The 16,080-nt window shown below is 58.2% G+C and carries 11 protein-coding genes and 1 tRNA gene; 2 read left to right on the top strand and 10 right to left on the bottom strand.

What is annotated here, in order from left to right:
* Window positions 1–34: 34 nt before the first annotated feature.
* The 7 genes from ACR0MO_RS11575 to ACR0MO_RS11545 form a co-directional block, all read right to left on the bottom strand.
* Complete coding sequence (locus tag ACR0MO_RS11575; RefSeq protein ID WP_480891352.1) at window positions 35–1,321, bottom strand: dynamin family protein; 1,287 nt, start codon at window positions 1,319–1,321, stop codon at window positions 35–37.
* Window positions 1,318–3,357, bottom strand: coding sequence for a dynamin family protein (locus ACR0MO_RS11570; RefSeq protein ID WP_480891349.1), 2,040 nt, complete (start codon window positions 3,355–3,357; stop codon window positions 1,318–1,320). Before ACR0MO_RS11570 ends, ACR0MO_RS11575 begins: the two co-directional genes overlap by 4 nt.
* Before the next feature lie 64 nt (window positions 3,358–3,421).
* Window positions 3,422–4,282: a hypothetical protein gene (locus tag ACR0MO_RS11565; RefSeq protein ID WP_480626720.1), complete on the bottom strand. Its 861-nt coding sequence runs from the start codon at window positions 4,280–4,282 to the stop codon at window positions 3,422–3,424.
* A gap of 23 nt (window positions 4,283–4,305) precedes the next feature.
* Window positions 4,306–4,707, bottom strand: coding sequence for a hypothetical protein (locus tag ACR0MO_RS11560; protein WP_480626721.1), 402 nt, complete (start codon window positions 4,705–4,707; stop codon window positions 4,306–4,308).
* 52 nt (window positions 4,708–4,759) lie between these two features.
* Window positions 4,760–6,466 (bottom strand): dynamin family protein, encoded by a 1,707-nt coding sequence (locus tag ACR0MO_RS11555; protein ID WP_480891346.1) that lies wholly within the window; start codon window positions 6,464–6,466, stop codon window positions 4,760–4,762.
* Window positions 6,467–6,474: 8 nt separating this feature from the next.
* A complete protein-coding gene (locus tag ACR0MO_RS11550; protein ID WP_170453748.1) occupies window positions 6,475–8,484 on the bottom strand; it encodes a dynamin family protein in 2,010 nt (669 codons plus the stop codon).
* A gap of 3 nt (window positions 8,485–8,487) precedes the next feature.
* Entirely contained in the window at window positions 8,488–8,910 is a 423-nt protein-coding gene (locus tag ACR0MO_RS11545; RefSeq protein WP_170453747.1) for a hypothetical protein, read from the bottom strand.
* Between the two features lie 752 nt (window positions 8,911–9,662).
* On the opposite strand from ACR0MO_RS11545, the gene ACR0MO_RS11540 reads away from it, so the two are divergent.
* Window positions 9,663–9,747: transfer RNA gene (locus tag ACR0MO_RS11540), tRNA-Leu, on the top strand.
* A 95-nt stretch (window positions 9,748–9,842) separates the two neighbouring features.
* Here the strand turns inward: ACR0MO_RS11540 and ACR0MO_RS11535 are convergent.
* Window positions 9,843–11,021, bottom strand: coding sequence for a glycosyltransferase family 4 protein (locus ACR0MO_RS11535; protein ID WP_480584574.1), 1,179 nt, complete (start codon window positions 11,019–11,021; stop codon window positions 9,843–9,845).
* An 88-nt stretch (window positions 11,022–11,109) separates the two neighbouring features.
* A complete protein-coding gene (locus ACR0MO_RS11530; RefSeq protein ID WP_480891342.1) occupies window positions 11,110–12,054 on the bottom strand; it encodes a polysaccharide deacetylase family protein in 945 nt (314 codons plus the stop codon).
* 221 nt (window positions 12,055–12,275) lie between these two features.
* On the opposite strand from ACR0MO_RS11530, the gene ACR0MO_RS11525 reads away from it, so the two are divergent.
* Complete coding sequence (locus tag ACR0MO_RS11525) at window positions 12,276–13,730, top strand: FAD-dependent oxidoreductase (RefSeq protein WP_480891339.1); 1,455 nt, start codon at window positions 12,276–12,278, stop codon at window positions 13,728–13,730.
* 99 nt (window positions 13,731–13,829) lie between these two features.
* On the opposite strand, the gene ACR0MO_RS11520 is transcribed toward ACR0MO_RS11525, so the two are convergent.
* Window positions 13,830–15,878, bottom strand: a complete 2,049-nt coding sequence (locus tag ACR0MO_RS11520) for a dockerin type I domain-containing protein (RefSeq protein ID WP_480891337.1) — start codon at window positions 15,876–15,878, stop codon at window positions 13,830–13,832.
* Between the last annotated feature and the right edge of the window lie 202 nt (window positions 15,879–16,080).

Below are 16,080 nucleotides of genomic sequence, written 5' to 3'. Positions count from 1 at the left end.
CGCCGCAATGCAGCTCAATCTATGCGAGAACGGCTCAGGTTCCGGTTTTTGGCTGCGCCGCAGCAACCGTGCTGCCAGCCCAGGCGAGGTTATCGCCCAGCTGCACCAGAATGCTGATCGCATCTTTCAACGGCGCATCGCCGCTTTCGAATTGCAGCAACAGCAGCAGGTCCGTGGCCTTTTCGAACTCGGCCGGAATCCAGTCAGCCTCGGGGTCGATTTCACCGCCTTGCTCCAACCGTTCGGCGAAATCTTCGACGATTTCCTGACAGCTTTGCAGAAAGGCCGCAGGTTCGATTGATGAGGAATCGCGCAGGTCTTCATAAATGCTGGCAATTGCCGCCAGCCAATCTTCAAGAATCGGATTGTTCAAGGGCGGCAGGGCAGAGCCCAGCGTCGCTTGCATCGATGGCGCGTCTGACTGTTCAGGCTCGGCATCAGGGCCTTGCAGGGCTTCGAGATAAGGCAGGAAGTCCCGTTTCAGATCGTCGCGCGCAGCGTTCAGGTCGTGTTTGCGTCGGTCCGAGGCAGCCTCGAGAACCTGTTCGGCCAGATTCTGACCACCACAGGTTTCCCACAGGTCAAAGTCCGGCTCGGGCTCCTGCGCCAAGGCGCGGACCGCGACCGGGGTGCCAATCGGAACAACCGCGCGGAACAGGCCGTCCTTGTCCTTGTTCAACCGCGCCAAAACCCGGTCCAGCGCGTCGCGCACGGGCGGCAGGTCGGCATGGGTCACGGCAAGCAGGCTGTTGTCGCGCAGCTCGGCGGGAACCTGTGCCCACAAATGGCGCTCGGTCTCGCGCCAGGCGTTGGTTCCGTTGGTGCACCAGATCGCGCAGTCCACGAATTTCAGCAATTCGAGCGTCTGCTTGTACGTATCGTCCAACGCGCCCGATCCGGGCAGATCAAATAGCGAGATTTCCTTTAAGGCAGGGGTGTTCAGCCCAACCGAGATGAAATCAGGCTCATCCGCCGCCGCCTTTTCCAGCGCGATGCCGGAGTAGATCTTGGGCTGCCTGTCCCACCATCCAACGGTTGTCTCGGGCGCGTCCGCATAGGCAACGATTACCAGTGGCAACTTCAGGTGCTGCGGACCCGTGGGCAGGATATCTGCCCCGGCCAGCATATTGGCAAGGCTGGATTTACCGGCCCCGAACTCCCCCGCGAAACCGATATTGACCGCGTTCGACAGACGTTCTGCATGGGCTAGGGCGCGCGCGCGCATATCTTCCAGCGCGGCGTCGGGCTCCATGTTTTCTGTCGCGGTCAGAAAGCGCCCAAGCTGGCGCACTTCCTGTTCGGTTCCGGGAAAGTCGATCATTCCGCAGCCTCTGCCTGTCTTTCTTCCGCATGGCCGGGTCCAAAGATGGTCTCCAGCTCATCCCTGATGCGCCGCGCCCGGTCAAAGGCTGTTTGCGCCTCGGCAACGGCATTGGTTTCGCCTGCGCCGCTTCTGTGTTCAAGATGCCCGGCCAACAGGGCCAGGTAGTGATCCAGAACGGTGTTCAGCCGTTCCAGCAAATCATCCCGCGTGGTGTCGATCAGATCGTCGCCGATCAGTTCGAACTCCTGCACAATCATCCGCTCGGCCCGTGACACCACGCTGTTGCGCGAGATCAGGCGCGACAGCCAGTTTACACGCAACTCTACCGTGATGCCACGGGTCAGCGCGGTCGTGTTCGGGCGGAACCAACGCACGGCACTGGTGTTCATGCGATTGTCGACCGGTTCCTGCCAACCGGGCAGGGCGCGCAGCGCCGCATTGCACCGCATGTCGATGGCATAAAGCTCGCTGAGCATCCGTTGACGCACCACTTGCGAGGCCCCCTGAACCAGTTCCCGCATCCGGTCGCGCAGGGGCGTAAAGTTCAGCTCGGTATCGCCTTTGGCCAGCAAGGGTGACTTCCCCTCGGGACCACGCACAACGACCGAGACCGCCTCGGCCACGGTGTCATCCATCACGCCGCGCAAGTTCGACAGGATGTCGTCCATGTCGCGGGTAATGTCTTGTGTTTTTTCTGCGATGAGGCCGCGCAGTTCGCCAAGAGTTTTGTCGTTTTCATCCGCGCTGGCCGTCGCTTCGCCGGTTTCGTCCTCAAGCGCGCGCAGATGCGCCTGCGAACGTTCAAACTCACCCTGCGCAAAGCTGTTCAGGTGCTGCCACGCCATGCGCAATTGCTCATCCCGCGGCCCGTCAATCAACGCCTGCGTCACGTGACGGCGCAGGTCCGGCAGGCCCGATGCGATCATGGCCGCAAAGCGCAAGACAGCCTCGCGGCTGATCGGGCCGGGGCCTTGCTTGATCTCTTCTACCCCGTCCAGATACTGCCGCATCTGCTCGGGGTGCGCGCGCAGCCAGGCCAGAACGTCATCATGGTTGACGCCGGTTTCATCGCCCGTCAGCGCGTAGTGTGCCCATTGTGCGCTGCCCATCAGCACATCGATATTCGAATTTCCAAGCGCCTGTTCCAACCCGTCCAGAACGTCGGCACGGACCTTGGTGGCATCCCCGGCACCCCCACTCAGTTCATCCACGCGGTTGATAAAGACCACGATCTGCCCAAGCTCCAAGGCCTGCATCAGGCGGAACAGTTTCAGATCGGCACGCGACAGGGCCTGATGCGCCGACAGAACCACCACAAAGAAATCGGATTCCTTGAGGTACTGGCGCGAGATTTCTTCGCGGATCAACAGCGGGTCGTTGACCCCCGGCGTGTCCGTCACCGTGAGTGGGAAAGGAAAGTGACCGATATCAAAATAAACCTCGGCCTTGCGGGTGATGTCGCTGTAAAGACCCCGGTCGCTGCCGGGATCCAACGGGCCATCCTCGGTCGGGTCATCTCCGGCGCAGACATAGCGCGCCAGATCGTCCGAGGTCAGCTCTTCCAGATCGTGATGCTGGCCCAAAAGCTGTTCGTAGCTGTCGCCAAGACGCCGCTGCGCGCGGGTTTTCATCGCCTCGACCTGCTCTTCGATCATCTCGCGCTTATAGCTGTCCTCGTCATCGGGGAACATGTTGCGCAATTCTTCACCCTCGGCGATCAGCGACTGCCACTGGTGATTGTCGAAGAAATGAAACTCGGCCCCTTCGGTCCGGCCCGAGGGGTGGCCAAAGTGCATATCCGTGATCACCGTGGTCCACGGGTTCACATCCGAGGGCAGGTATTCGGCCTGCCCGGTGAACCCGTTGATCAAACGGGATTTGCCCGCCTTGATCTGCCCGACAAAGGCAATCGACGGTTTCAGATTGGACAGATCGCCGACAATGCGCGAGATGAACTGACGGGTCTCGTCATGGCTCGTCTCATTCATGTCCTCGGCTATGCGGATTAACTCGCGACGATTGGATTCACTCATACTCGTTACCCTGATAAAACTACACGACTTGAATTATTAGAAAATTTGAATGTTTTGGAGGCGATCATCCGTTCGCCTCCTGCAACGCAGTCCAAAGATTGACAACCGCCCCGAGTTTTCGGGCTTCATGCACGGCGATTGCGATCTGCTGACCGTCATTCACAACGGCCAAACCAGCACCCTTGCCGCCGGACGGGCGCATGACGATCAGTTGGGGATGATCCAGCGCGGGCTGAGTGTCCTTGTCCCAACCGGCCAAATCGGCCGCAAACTGCGCCAGCAGCGCCTGATCCGGAGACAACGGCCCGCCGGGGGCGCACTCTTCGGCCATGTGAGAGATATCGCCGTCCTGCGCCGAGGCCAGAACGGACCCAAACGCAAAGCGTTCTGCGCCCGCAAAAAACGTCTGGGCAAGTGTGCCGGTTGATTGCGGCTCGGGCAGTTCGGCAACAGGTTCTGCGTCATCGGGTACCACCGAAACAATCGGTTCCGCCGGAAGATCGATCTTGGCACAGGCGTTTTCGATTTCCCGCAGTGTGACGCCGACATCGTCAGCCTCCAGCGCCCTGTCGGGTTGCAGAGACAACAACTCCAGCGGGGCAGGGGCAGATGCAATATCCGTCACCAGCCGCGCCATGTTTTCAATCAATTCGTCACGCGCCGCTGTATCAAAATGGGGCACAGGGCCCGAGACAACGCGGAATACATCGGTCACGCGCGAGCTGTTCACCTCGATTGCCAGACAGTCGCCATTGGCGGCCGTGAACTCCAGACGGCGTGGCAGAATCGTGCCACGGATCACCCGCAAGACCTCGGCCCGGCGCGCAGCAGCCGTGTCCCCCGCGATCACCACCGCCGGGGACAATCGGGCAACAGACGACCGCCCGATATCTTCGAGCATGTCGAGTATGTCCGTGTCCATCATGCCGTGACCCCCTCTGGTCCCGTTCATACTGCGGCCGCAACCGGCCCCAGGCTTAGATGCGATTTCGTCAACGCCAGCCCGACATTCGCGCTGTTGCGACAGATGTAGCAGACCACATGATCGGGATATTCCCGGGTCCGCAGAAAGATGTTCAGCCGGGCTTTCGAGAACACCGCGATTTCCCCAAATCCCGGATTGTCCTCGTCTTCTGTTCCGGCCTGACGCAAAAGCGCCTCAAAACCTGCCACCCCGCGCCCCTGAAACAGGTTCGCCACGGCGATTGCCAGCGAATCCAGATCAACCGCGCCGTCCGGATCGGGCGTGCTGGTGCCCAGCAGCATCCCCGTTTCCATGTCGATATACCCGGCTGCAATGCAGTCGGGTATGGTTTCGATCGCGGTGTTCAAGGCAGCCTGAATTGACATTTAACTAACTGTTTTACCTCACTAATAGGCGGTTATCCCAATCCGATTTCGATTACAAGACATGCCATTCCGCCCCGCTGTTTTCGCTGGTTTTCGGGATCGAGCGCAGCGTTTCCCTGGCTTGCTTAGCGGTATGCTCGACGGCGATCTGATCGAACTCGGACAGAAAGGACTGAAAGACCTTGATCAAGACTTCTGCGTCCGTGGGCAGATCCTCGTTTTTGGTCACTTCCTCCCACATGGCTGCGGCGCTCAAGGGCGCGCCAACCGCCACTTCGGTCAGATCATTCAGATCGACCACATGGGCTTCGGGACCATTGACCAAATCGGCTGATGCCTTGATCTCGACCAGACCGCTGGTTTCGGGCTCGGGCTCGTATTCCTCTGCGCCCTGGTCCTGCTGTTCGGCCATCAGTGCCGTGATCGAGGATACCGAGACCTCGATGCTGCGCTCATCAGGTTGCGCCTGATCTTGCGCAGGGCCTGCAATCGCTTCGGGTGTTTCCTTCAACGTATTCGTCAGTGATGACAGCAGATCCTCGGACTCATCCGCTGACCCATCCGATGCGTCGTCTGCCAGGATGTTTTCAACTTCATCATCCAGTTCCGCGTCATCCAGAAGATCATAGTCTTCCAAATCGGCCTCGGGATCGGGAACAGCTTCGATGTCCAGCGGATCATTGGCCGTGTCCCGGAAATAGGCGCGCAGCTCGTCCTCATTGCTTTCGTCAATCTCGGGCGTCGACTCGGGCACCATTTCGGCGCGCAAACGCTCGGCCTCGGCTGCGTCGATACGTGTGCGATCCGCATCTTCGGGGCGACGTTCCACCCGCGCGGGACGAACCGGAAAGCTGGTCACGACCGAGGCATCTTCGCCCGCATCCGTCAACGGGTTCACAAGTTTGAGCGGGGCCGAAGCATCGGGCGCTGCCGTTTCGGTGGTCTTCGACGGGCGCAGCGGCTGCACCTTGGGCGCGTCGGACAGGCTTTTGTCGATCTGATAGCGCGCCAGTTGATCGGCGCGGTTGTCCATGATCTGCTCGGTGATCTCCAGAAAGCTGTCGATCATCTTGCCGCCGCCGCTGCGCGACCACATCTCGGCATCCCCCGTCTTGTCGCGCGCTTCAATCGCATCACGTGCGGAAAACAGAATCGAGCGGTTGAACAGATGCCCGGCCTCGCGGTTCACGCGGCGCAGAACCTTTTGCCGGTCCTTCGCGCTCAGCGCATCTGCCCGTGTCACCAGCAGCAGCGAGTTATGTTGCAACCGTTCAGGCAAGGACACCCAGGTCGCCCGCTCGGTCTCGCGCCAGGCCTGCGTGGCATGGGTGCACCACAAAACCCCATTGGCCTGACCCACCGCACGTTGCCATACATCGGTCGAGATCTTGGGGTCTGATATACCCGGCGTGTCGATCAGATCGACCGCCTCAAGAATGTCCGCCTCAAGAAAGATGCGAATGAACTGCGCATCGTTGACGCCGACGGTTTCAAGCTGATCCAGTTCGATCTGCTCGGTGCTGCCATCATGCCGTTTGACATAGGCCGGACGATTGCCCCAGCTAAACCACACCGGAGGCAACTGCGTTGCCGTCACCTGCGTCGGCAGGGTGTGCGTGCGCAGCAAAAAGTTCATCAGGGTGGATTTCCCGGCGCTGAATTCGCCCATTAAGGCGAAAACCGGCTTCCGGCGCGACCAATGCTCGATACGCTCCCATGCCTTGGGGGAAACGAAACGGTTATGTGTGTCTTTTGCCATTTTTCTACTTATGCCGCTTCGTTGCTAAGGTCTTTCAGGATGTCGCCCAGAATCTCGTCCCGCGATTTCTGCAATTGCAGATTCGCCATCAGAGCCGGAGTCTGCCCGCCTTTTTCAGCCGAGGCCGAGATATTCAGCAGAGTCTCTTTCTGCTCGCGCATGAAATCAGCCAGCCCGGCGCGGACGTTTTCCAGAACCGCTGCGATCTGGTTTTCCTCGATATCCTTGGTGATCGAGTTCGCCTCGGACGCGATCAGACGGGTATAGTCGGCGGCATAGGCCTCGAACCCTTTTCGGCGTTGCCACCACCTGCGCCACCAGGTGCTTTGCAAGTCCAGCGCGATGGTGCGCCCGATGCCCAATGGGGGCGGCACGCGGGGTACGATGGGCGCTTCGATACTGAACTCGCCCAGATGGTTGCCCAGCAGCTTGTGATACAGCGCCTCGACATCCGCTGTGGCCGCGGAATAAAGCGCCCCGGCCTCTTTCTTCATGGACCGGGCAAAGCTGAAATAGGCCGCCTTTTGCAGCGTTCGCAGACCCGCCGGATCGTACTGCCAGGTGCCTTGTTCGCCATTCTCCTCAAGATGCGCAATCAACGAGTCGGTGGCGCGTTTGACAAAATTGGCCTCAGCCGCGTTCAGACGTTCCAGCACCTTGTCGCGCAACGAGGCGGTCAGGTCGGCGACTTTCTTTTCATATTCCGAGGCAACAGTGGCAATGGCGTCCTCGGGCGAGGCCCCGTCCAAATCGCGAACAACGCCTTCGCCGCCCGACAGGGTCTTGGCAACAGCCGTTGCGCGGATCTGGCTGGCGATGTTGCGCGCGCGGTGGCGTACCCGGTCCAGCAAACGCGCACCTGCGCCTTCGGCGATGCGTTCATTCATCGCCAGCAGCAGGTCGGGCAAGCCAGACAGCGCCCAGATCTTGTCCAGCGAGGGAGCCTGATCGCCAAACCCAGCAGCCAGATAGAACGTGTTCAGCGTCTGCCGGGATTCTTCGGTCAGAATGTCCGGGTTGCCGGTCAAAGCAGCCTCGGCCCACAGGGCGCTGCCGAACACAACGCTGGTATTGGCGTCGATGCTGTTCTGTTTCAGCGTGTCCTGAATGCGATCCCGGATTTCAGGAACCTGACTGACCGGGTCCGACAGTTCATCAATGCGGTTGACGAACAGAATGATCTGACGGTTCTCGAACTGCGCGATGATCCGCATCAACGCCATATCCATTGTGGTCAGCGCCTGACTGGCGGCCAGAACCACAACACAGACCTCGGACCCGCGCAGGCTGCGCAGCGTGATCTGTTCGCGCACCATGAAGGTATCGTTCACACCGGGCGTGTCGCACAGCTTCAGCGAGATCGGATATTGCGGGATATCCATGAAAAGCTCGGCCGATTTTGTCACATCGGCAAAACGACCCGTTTTCGGGTCAATATCCGGATCGTCCTCGTCGCCCAGACAGACATAGCGCTGGATCAGTTCTTCGTCGAAATAGTCGTATTGGTGGCTTTGACCCAGAATCAGGTCGAAATGCTTGCCCAGACGATCTTCGGACTTGGCCTTCATCTCGGCGATCTGACGGCGGATATCGTCCATCTCGTCATCGGCACCGGCCCGGTTCGCCAGCTCGCCCAGACGGCCACCACCGACCATCAGATTGTCCCATTCTTCCTGCTCGAAGAACGTGAACTTGGATTTCGTATCACCGGGGGGGCGCGTGTTGATATTCAGCGTCGTCACCACCGAGGTCCACGGGTTCACGTCCGAAGGCAACAGCGCAGGGCGGCCTGCCAGAATATTCACGATCGAGGACTTACCCGCCTTGACCTGCCCAACCATGGTGATGCTGGCGGTGAAATTCTCCATCCGCGTCTTGAGCGTGGCCAGCCGGGCCGAAGACCGCGCATCGGCCACCTCTGTCAATTGGTCGATCTGTGCCGTCAAAGACGACATTGCCGAGGTCATCGGCGCAAGGGCTTCGTTTCCGACAGACAAAAGGTGGTCATTGCGCGCCATGGGTCAGCCTCCGGTTCCGGTGGCAGCAATCTGCGGCTCATGCGACATGCGGCCTGCAGGAAGGCTGGTCAGGGTGTCGATACGGGCGATCAAGTCCAGCGCGTTCCCCAGAATCTCGGCCTCGGCGCGAGGGGAAATTGTTTCATAAGCCACGGAATCGGCCAGAACTTCGATGGAGCTAAAGCGGTCGCCATTTTCCAGACAGGCCACGCGCCGGCCCGTCGGGAACCCGTCGGACTTGGCAGCGGGCAGGGGCATACGCGCGTTGGCCAGCAGGTAATGCTCGCCCGAATGGGTGCGCAGGGAAATGCCAAAGCCTGTATCGGGATGATCGCGGTTCAGGGTCTTGAGTTCACCCAAAAAACTTTCACGAGCAAAAAAGATCGCATCTTGCTCGGCGGCAGCGGAGTTGTTCAGATTGGTCACGGCAAAGAACCTTGTACTGGAGTTGAGCGGAAAACTCGTACGGTGCCAAGGCGGCGAAAAAGACTCATTAACTCCTGCGCTCAACAAGCCCGGCCAAGGCGGTGTTAATTTGACGCGAATAAGATTTTTTGGTGCTTGAAATGTGGCGCAAATGTGATGCGGCTTGCGCAGGAATGCCTCAACCTTTGAGTGTATTACGGGGTTCCGAAGATTTTTTCGGCCGAGTAGAACGCTGCTTTCAAACCTGACGCAAGGTGAGGTGGAAAAGATGCGATTGGAGTTTCAACCACCTTAAAATATTGTTTTGCTTATATTATTTTCCGCCATGTCGAATTTTCTTCGCCCAAAACCCTGACAGGCAACACCGCTCTGGGCTGAAGGCTGTCCGCGACTTAGGGTGAAAAGACGTTCCGTTTTGCACCCTAAGTGTTGACCGACACAACGTAAACGCGTTTTCCCAAGGCGAACACTGACGAGCCATTGTATCGCCGATCAGAACAATTGTGGCACCCGAATTCCGTCGGCTCATCGACATCAAGATACGTTCCAACTCGTGGACTTTCTGCCAGAGTAACTTACTCAACCGTCGCTGGGATCGAACGCCAAGCAGTGTCTTTCGCGGCAAAAACCCCTGCCGATTAACGGGGTTTAGTCCGCTTGTGACAAACTTGCCATCGGATCAAATTTACCCCTCGCACTCGGCCACAAGCTTTGTTATGCAGCGCCTCAGTCCGGCACGCAGGTGCCCGGTTGCGGGTGTGGCGAAATTGGTAGACGCACCAGATTTAGGTTCTGGCGCCGCAAGGCGTGGGGGTTCAAGTCCCTCCACCCGCACCATCAAAAACCGAAACAACAATCCGATACGGCCGTCCTGAATTGCCTTCGTGCATGCAATCGCCGGGTCATCACGGGATCTGCAAGACGCCGCAGCCCTAGCGCAGGGCAATCTCGGACAACCCAAGCTTGCCCAGCAGAATTTTGACGATACCGACCACGTCGTATTTGTCTTCAACGCGGGCCCGCGATGCAGCGCCCATCTCGGGGACAAGGCTTTCATCTTCGACAAACCGAAGCATCGCCTGCGCCAGATCATCCGGGGAACGTACCGGAGTGACAAATCCCGTGACGCCTTCGACAACCGGATCGGGGCATCCCGGCGCGTCAGAGGTTACGATGGCTCGCCCGGTAGCCATGGCTTCCAGCACCGTCCGGGACAATCCTTCGCGGTAGGAGGGCAGCACAAATACTGAGCAAGCAGCCAGATACGGGCTCACATCGTTTGTTTCACCAAGGTATTCCACGATGCCTTCCGACCGCCACATCTCAAGATCCTGCGGCTGAACCGAGGCGGGGTTCGCATCAAGGGGTCCCAGCAATTGACACCGGATTTCTGGATGGATGGCGCGCAGCTGTCTGGCGGCCTCGACATAGTCGAAAACGCCTTTGTCGCGAAGCAACCTTGCGACCATCAGAAATACAGGAGGTCCTTTCGGCGGAGGTGAGCTGGGAAAGTTTGAAAGGTTGACGCCGGATCCGTGAACAATGGTCACTTTGGTCTCAGGCCCAACCAAGCGTTTGGATCTGAACTCGGCCGCGTCATCCTGGTTGTAAACAAGAACCTCTGGCACGCGTTTCAGCGCATGTCGGTACAGACGCACGGCCCCGGCTTTCAGAACCCGCTTGTGCAGCTTGTGTTCCAGATCCACAAACACATAGCCCAACCCCGTACACATCGGCAGAAACTGTTTCACGCCCGCCATGCGCGCGGCCAAACCACCGTAGATGATCGGCTTCATTGTATAGGCAAACACAGTGTCCGGAGAATACGAGCGCATCGCCCGCACCAATCCAAGCAATGTCTGCACATCTTTTGCGGGGCTTGTGCCCGTTCGATCCATCGGAACGCGCAGAAACTCGACCCCAATCTCGGAAAGGCGGGCCTGAGTTTCTGGATCATCATCAGGCGCGCAGGCCAGAACGTCCGCACGCTTGGCCATTTCCTTCAAAAGATCAAAGCGGAAATTGACCAGTGAAGATGTCAGGCTGGCAATCACCATCACTTTGGGCAGCCTTCCGCTGCGGCACTGGCTCTGACCGTTGGACGGATCCATCAGATCCGAAACCGCGACCCCGGACTGCTGGGATATCGCAGATGATTGACTTATTTTCCGTGTCAAATCCGGCATTCCTGTCGCCCCATCAACCCGCAACCGGTTCTGTTCTCCGGGCAAGATTGGCCGCGTCCGCCATCCTCAAAGATGGCCAGTCATACTCGGATTTCAGTACTTCATATTCGCTCAGAATACGACTGAGCATTAAGATGTTGTCTTCGGTGTTCACACCAAAATTGTGGGGGTGAAACCAAAGATGGAACAGTTGCCCACCCTTGGCCGCGCTGCGCATTTCGCGCCGGATTGCGCTGGTTTGCAGCCGCGCGGCACTGGGAAATCTGTTTGAATAGGGTCTTAAAAACCGGCTGGCCGGAACGTTGCACAAACCAGCCTCGCGCTTTGCATCGACCGAGGTTGTGTGCGGTCTGGGGACATAGCTGTTGGCCAACCTTGATGCGCGGCGCATCAAACCTTCGTCGCGTCGCGCGCTTGGTGTATCAAAGCCAAACGGGCCCGGACCGCGAAACACATCGATGCCTCGGTCACGACAGACGTCCAGCGCCTTGTCACAAACCTGGTTTCTGGGAAACACGATGCTTCTTGGGCGGCTCTGCACCCGGGCCGAGGCTGCAATCGACGCATCTAGATCGGCCTTGAACGCAGCCTGATCCAGCGGCTCTTCCAGACAGAAGTAATGCGAAAATGTGTGCGTGCCAATTTCCTGACCCGGGCAACCAACGACCTGCCGGACCAGCGACAGGCCAAAATGATAGGGGTCCTTTTTTTCGTTTTCGCCCAGCTGTTCGAGAAAGGAATATGTTGTGTTTCTCTTGTCGCGAAATTTCGGCTTGCGCTCGGGCAGGGCGGCCAAAAGCTCATCCCGGTCGTCAAAAAACAGGAACCCGACGGTTGCCCAGGTGGCCTTGATCCCGAAGCTGGAAAACAAGTCCAACAGTTGCGGGACAACGTTTCGAACGCCAAGGACGTTGGCGCCGTAGCTTTCCACTGTTTGCGAAGGATAGACGCCCCACATCAACTCAAAGTCGAGTGAAAGAACAAAACCCCCGTTGGATTGTGACCCCGATAACACCAGCTTTTTACCCGTTTAACTTTTACTAAAATACAAAATCGTTCTGATAACCGTCGGTTGTTAGACGCGACACAAGAACGCCTAACACGATTAATTGCTAACACGGCCCGGAAAAACTTGCTATACATTCCGAAAATGAATTTTAACCATTGCAATAGTTAAGAATGTCCAATTCACACAGCGACAGCACAAGCATCCCCGATACGATTATCATTGGCGCGGGCCCGTCGGGCCTGAGCGCGGCGTTGGAACTTCAGGCAGCCGGGCAATCATCGATCATTCTCGAACAAGGGACCGAGGTTGGCGGCCTGATGCGGTCCCCGCGCTGGGGGGACTTCATTCTCGATTTGGGGCGTAAAGAGCTATACGCCCGCTTTCCCGAGATTGATGATCTTTGGAGCCAAATGCTTGGCGATGACTACAGGGATTACCCGCACCGCGTTGGCAGCCTGTACCAGGGCAGGATCGTTGAGATGTCTGGCGGGTATCGGGGCGCAACGCGCGGCATGCCTGTAACATGGCTGGCAACGGGCGGGGCTGCGATGCTGAAGGGTTGGATCAAGGGAATGGTCAAACAACCCGAGACATATCAGGACTTTTGGTATTCCCGCGTTGGCAGCAAATTCGCAAAATTGCTGGCCCAAGGGTATTGGGAAAAGTTCCGCGGTGCCCGATGGGCTGACATGCCGCCACCCGAGGCGGATCCGACCGGGAACGGCACCAAATCCGGGCGTTTGGCCTCTGTCAAACAGGCTTTTACGATGGCGCGACGTGGGGGCGTTTCAAAACAGCTTGCCTGGCGACACCCGTATTTCGGCACTGGTCAACTTTTTGAGAAGCTTGCGGCCACCTATGACGATAAAGGCGGCCAGATACAGTTCGGAGCCACGGTCACCGATCTGAAACCGATCAATGGCGAGCAGGTGCTTGTCCGTTGGATCCAGGATGAGGTCGAGCACGAAGCGACCGTTCGCAACGTTGTGTCCAGCATGACGATCGAAAACCTGTGGGGCATGCTGAAAAAGCATGCCGACAGTGACGTCCAGACCCCACAGCCCAAGCCCGAGGCGGATCGGTCAGTGCTACTGGTCTACCTGTTCCTGAAGGCACCTCACAGTTTTCCGCACGCGTGGCTCGAAGTGAACGATCCCAATCTGGATTGCGGGCGCATAACCAATTTTGGGGCCTTTGGTGGCGGGATGGTTCCCGAAGGGCAGGGCGTTTACTGCGTTGAGTATTTCTGTGCCGCGAACGCGCCCATCCTGCAGCTCAGCGAGGAAGATCAGGTCAAAAAAGCGATCTCGGAACTCGAAGGCGCAGGCCTTGTGAAATCCAGCGACATGCTGGGCTCAAAAGTGATTCATTTCCCGCGTACCAATGCGGCTGCCAGTTGGCGTGAACAACAGACGAACTACCGAACCGCCGTGTTTCAGGAAGTTAAGAAGTTTTCTTCAATCTACCATGTGAACCGTCCCGGAGCCGATTGGGCCAGCCTGACCGGCATACAAGCCGCCCGCGCGATTTCCTCGCAAGATCGCAACGGGTTTGATTTGATCGCTGACCCGACCATTCGGCAAAAGGACAACATACCGACCGAGGCCACATCTTCACGTGTTTAGGGTGTTCTGGCTGCAATCTGTCTGATTTTGTTACGGCAACGACGTTGATTTTGTCAGATCCAAGCAAATGAAATTAACATAATCATAGTTATAAGTCTTTTAGACCACCTCAAGATTACCCAACAGAATTGACGTCATGTCCGCCTCGATCACCCCATCAATGGCGACCACATCCACACCTGTTTCATAGTCGACATTGGACGCGGTAATGCCGGAAAGATCCGCGTCGGCATCCAGGAAGACCCATTTCGCGTCATGTGCTGACGGTTGCCCAACAGCCACTTGCAGAATCGCCAGCGCGTCCAGCGCGTTGATCGCACCGTCCTGTGTAATATCAGCAGCGATCAGGTTTTCCGGCGCGGCGGGCCCGAATGTCGGTTCAAGCCCGACCGCAATCCGCAACACCTGAAGCGCATCCAGCGCTGTGATTTCGGCGCTGGCGGTCGAATACCCTTTGGTGATGTCCAACTCGCCAGTGTAGGTCCCTGTAGGTAGGCCCAAGTCGAACCTGCCATCCTCATCCGCTGTGGTGCTGATCGTGCTGTTGCCGTCGGGAGTGAAATGAATTTCGGCATCTCCCAGCCCCGGATTGGCCCCCTCGGAATCAATCGAAACGCTGCCCTGAATGCCATCAGAACTCGGCGGATCGGTCACTCCAAGATCGCTGAAATCGACGGGGATATGGTCCGGCCCGCCAAAACCGGCACCAAAGATTTCATTGCTCGTCAAAGGACCGCCCGAGGCTGATGTGAGTTGAACAACCTCGTCGCGATAGGTGATCTCGGCCCCGTCGGCGGTTGAGGTGACGGTCAGCTGCGCGGGGGATCGCAGCAACAGATAATCAAACAGGTCCAACCGATCCACGCCTGCCTGAAAGTCGGTGATCGTTGTCGGGCCGCTGCCCGATTGCATGACAAAGATGTCGGCCCCTGCCCCGCCCGTCATGGTGGTCGCCCCTGCCCCGGCGATCAGAATGTCATCGCCCGCACCGCCCGACAGGTCAGTGTTCAGTACGCCACCGCTCAGCATATCATCCAGCGCAGTGCCGGTTACGGTACCAAAGCCTTCGCTCACCACGCCCAGATCAGCGACGGACACCGTAAAAAGGTTCACACCCGCGTCGATCTGGCTGGTTGCAAGAATCTGCAACTCGTCCCCGACATGCGCAACGCTCAGGCTTTCGACATTCTGCAGCCTGCTGTCCAAAGTGTCTGCATAGCTGTCCAGATGCACCAACTGCCCGTTCGGGGTCATGGTGAACAATGTGATGCCATCATCGCCGCCACCGGCGACCACAAAAACCCGCCCGTCCACCTCGATCACCGACAGATCCTGTACCGAGGCGAACCGGGTATCCAGCGAATCCAGCACATGGTCGGTCGGGATCAGACTGCCATCGCTGTGCAGCTTCATGACGCTTAGCGAGTTGCTGCCCGACCCGGCAACAATCACCCAGGATTCGCCAAAGGCTTCGACAACCTCGACCGCCGTTGGTGTCGCGATGCCCAACGTTCCCGTGGTCGCGCTGTTGTCGACCGCGCTCAGCGTACCGGTCCCTGCGACCGTGTATGTTGTGATGCTGTTGCTGGCGGCGTCGGTGGCGATCACGATCTGCTCTGCCCCAACCTGAATCGCCAGCATCGAATCGGCAGACCCTGTGGTGAGACCGGCAAGGCTCAGCGTGCCGTCGCCATTGATGACATAGGTCGCGATCTGGCCGGTATCTTCATGCGCCATCGCCAAAAGGTCGGTCGCGCCAACGGATAATTGCACCAAAGCGGACAGATCCCCTCCGCCGCTCAGGGTACCTGTTTCCTGCAGATCACCGATGGTGCCATCCGGGTTCAAATCATAGCCCACAAGCCCCGTGGCGGTATCTATATCCAACGCCAATTGGTCGGTTCCAGCCAAGGAAACAGGCGTTCCCGAGCGCCCCACCTGAAACGTGATTGTGCCGCTGTAATACTCGGTGTCGACCAGCTGAGGGATGGACCCATCCACCAGGTGCCAAACCGCGATCCCCCCTGCCGGGCCCGTCACGGTGTAGAGATACGTGTCCCCGTTAAACGTTTTTAAAGCCGTATCGCCGATACCTGAATCGAGCGCCGTGCTCCCCGTTGCGACCAAAGTTTCGAATTGCAGCATCATTGCCATCACCCCACCGCCACCCCTGGCGTTGCGAACAGGATCAACTGATGCCCGGACCGAAACCAAAGCAGGAATGTGGTGAAAACGAGGAGTTCGGCTTCAGTTTAGTTCAATTTTTTCGGGTTCGATCGCCGCAGAAACCAAAGGGAAAGACAGATGAGCAAAAGCCTAAACGGGGCGCACTGTCCCCCTTCCGAAACCG

Source organism: Ruegeria sp. K5, assembly GCF_056531805.1.
The sequence above is the reverse complement of the archived record's forward strand: the minus strand, read 5'-3'. Positions and strand labels throughout refer to the sequence as shown.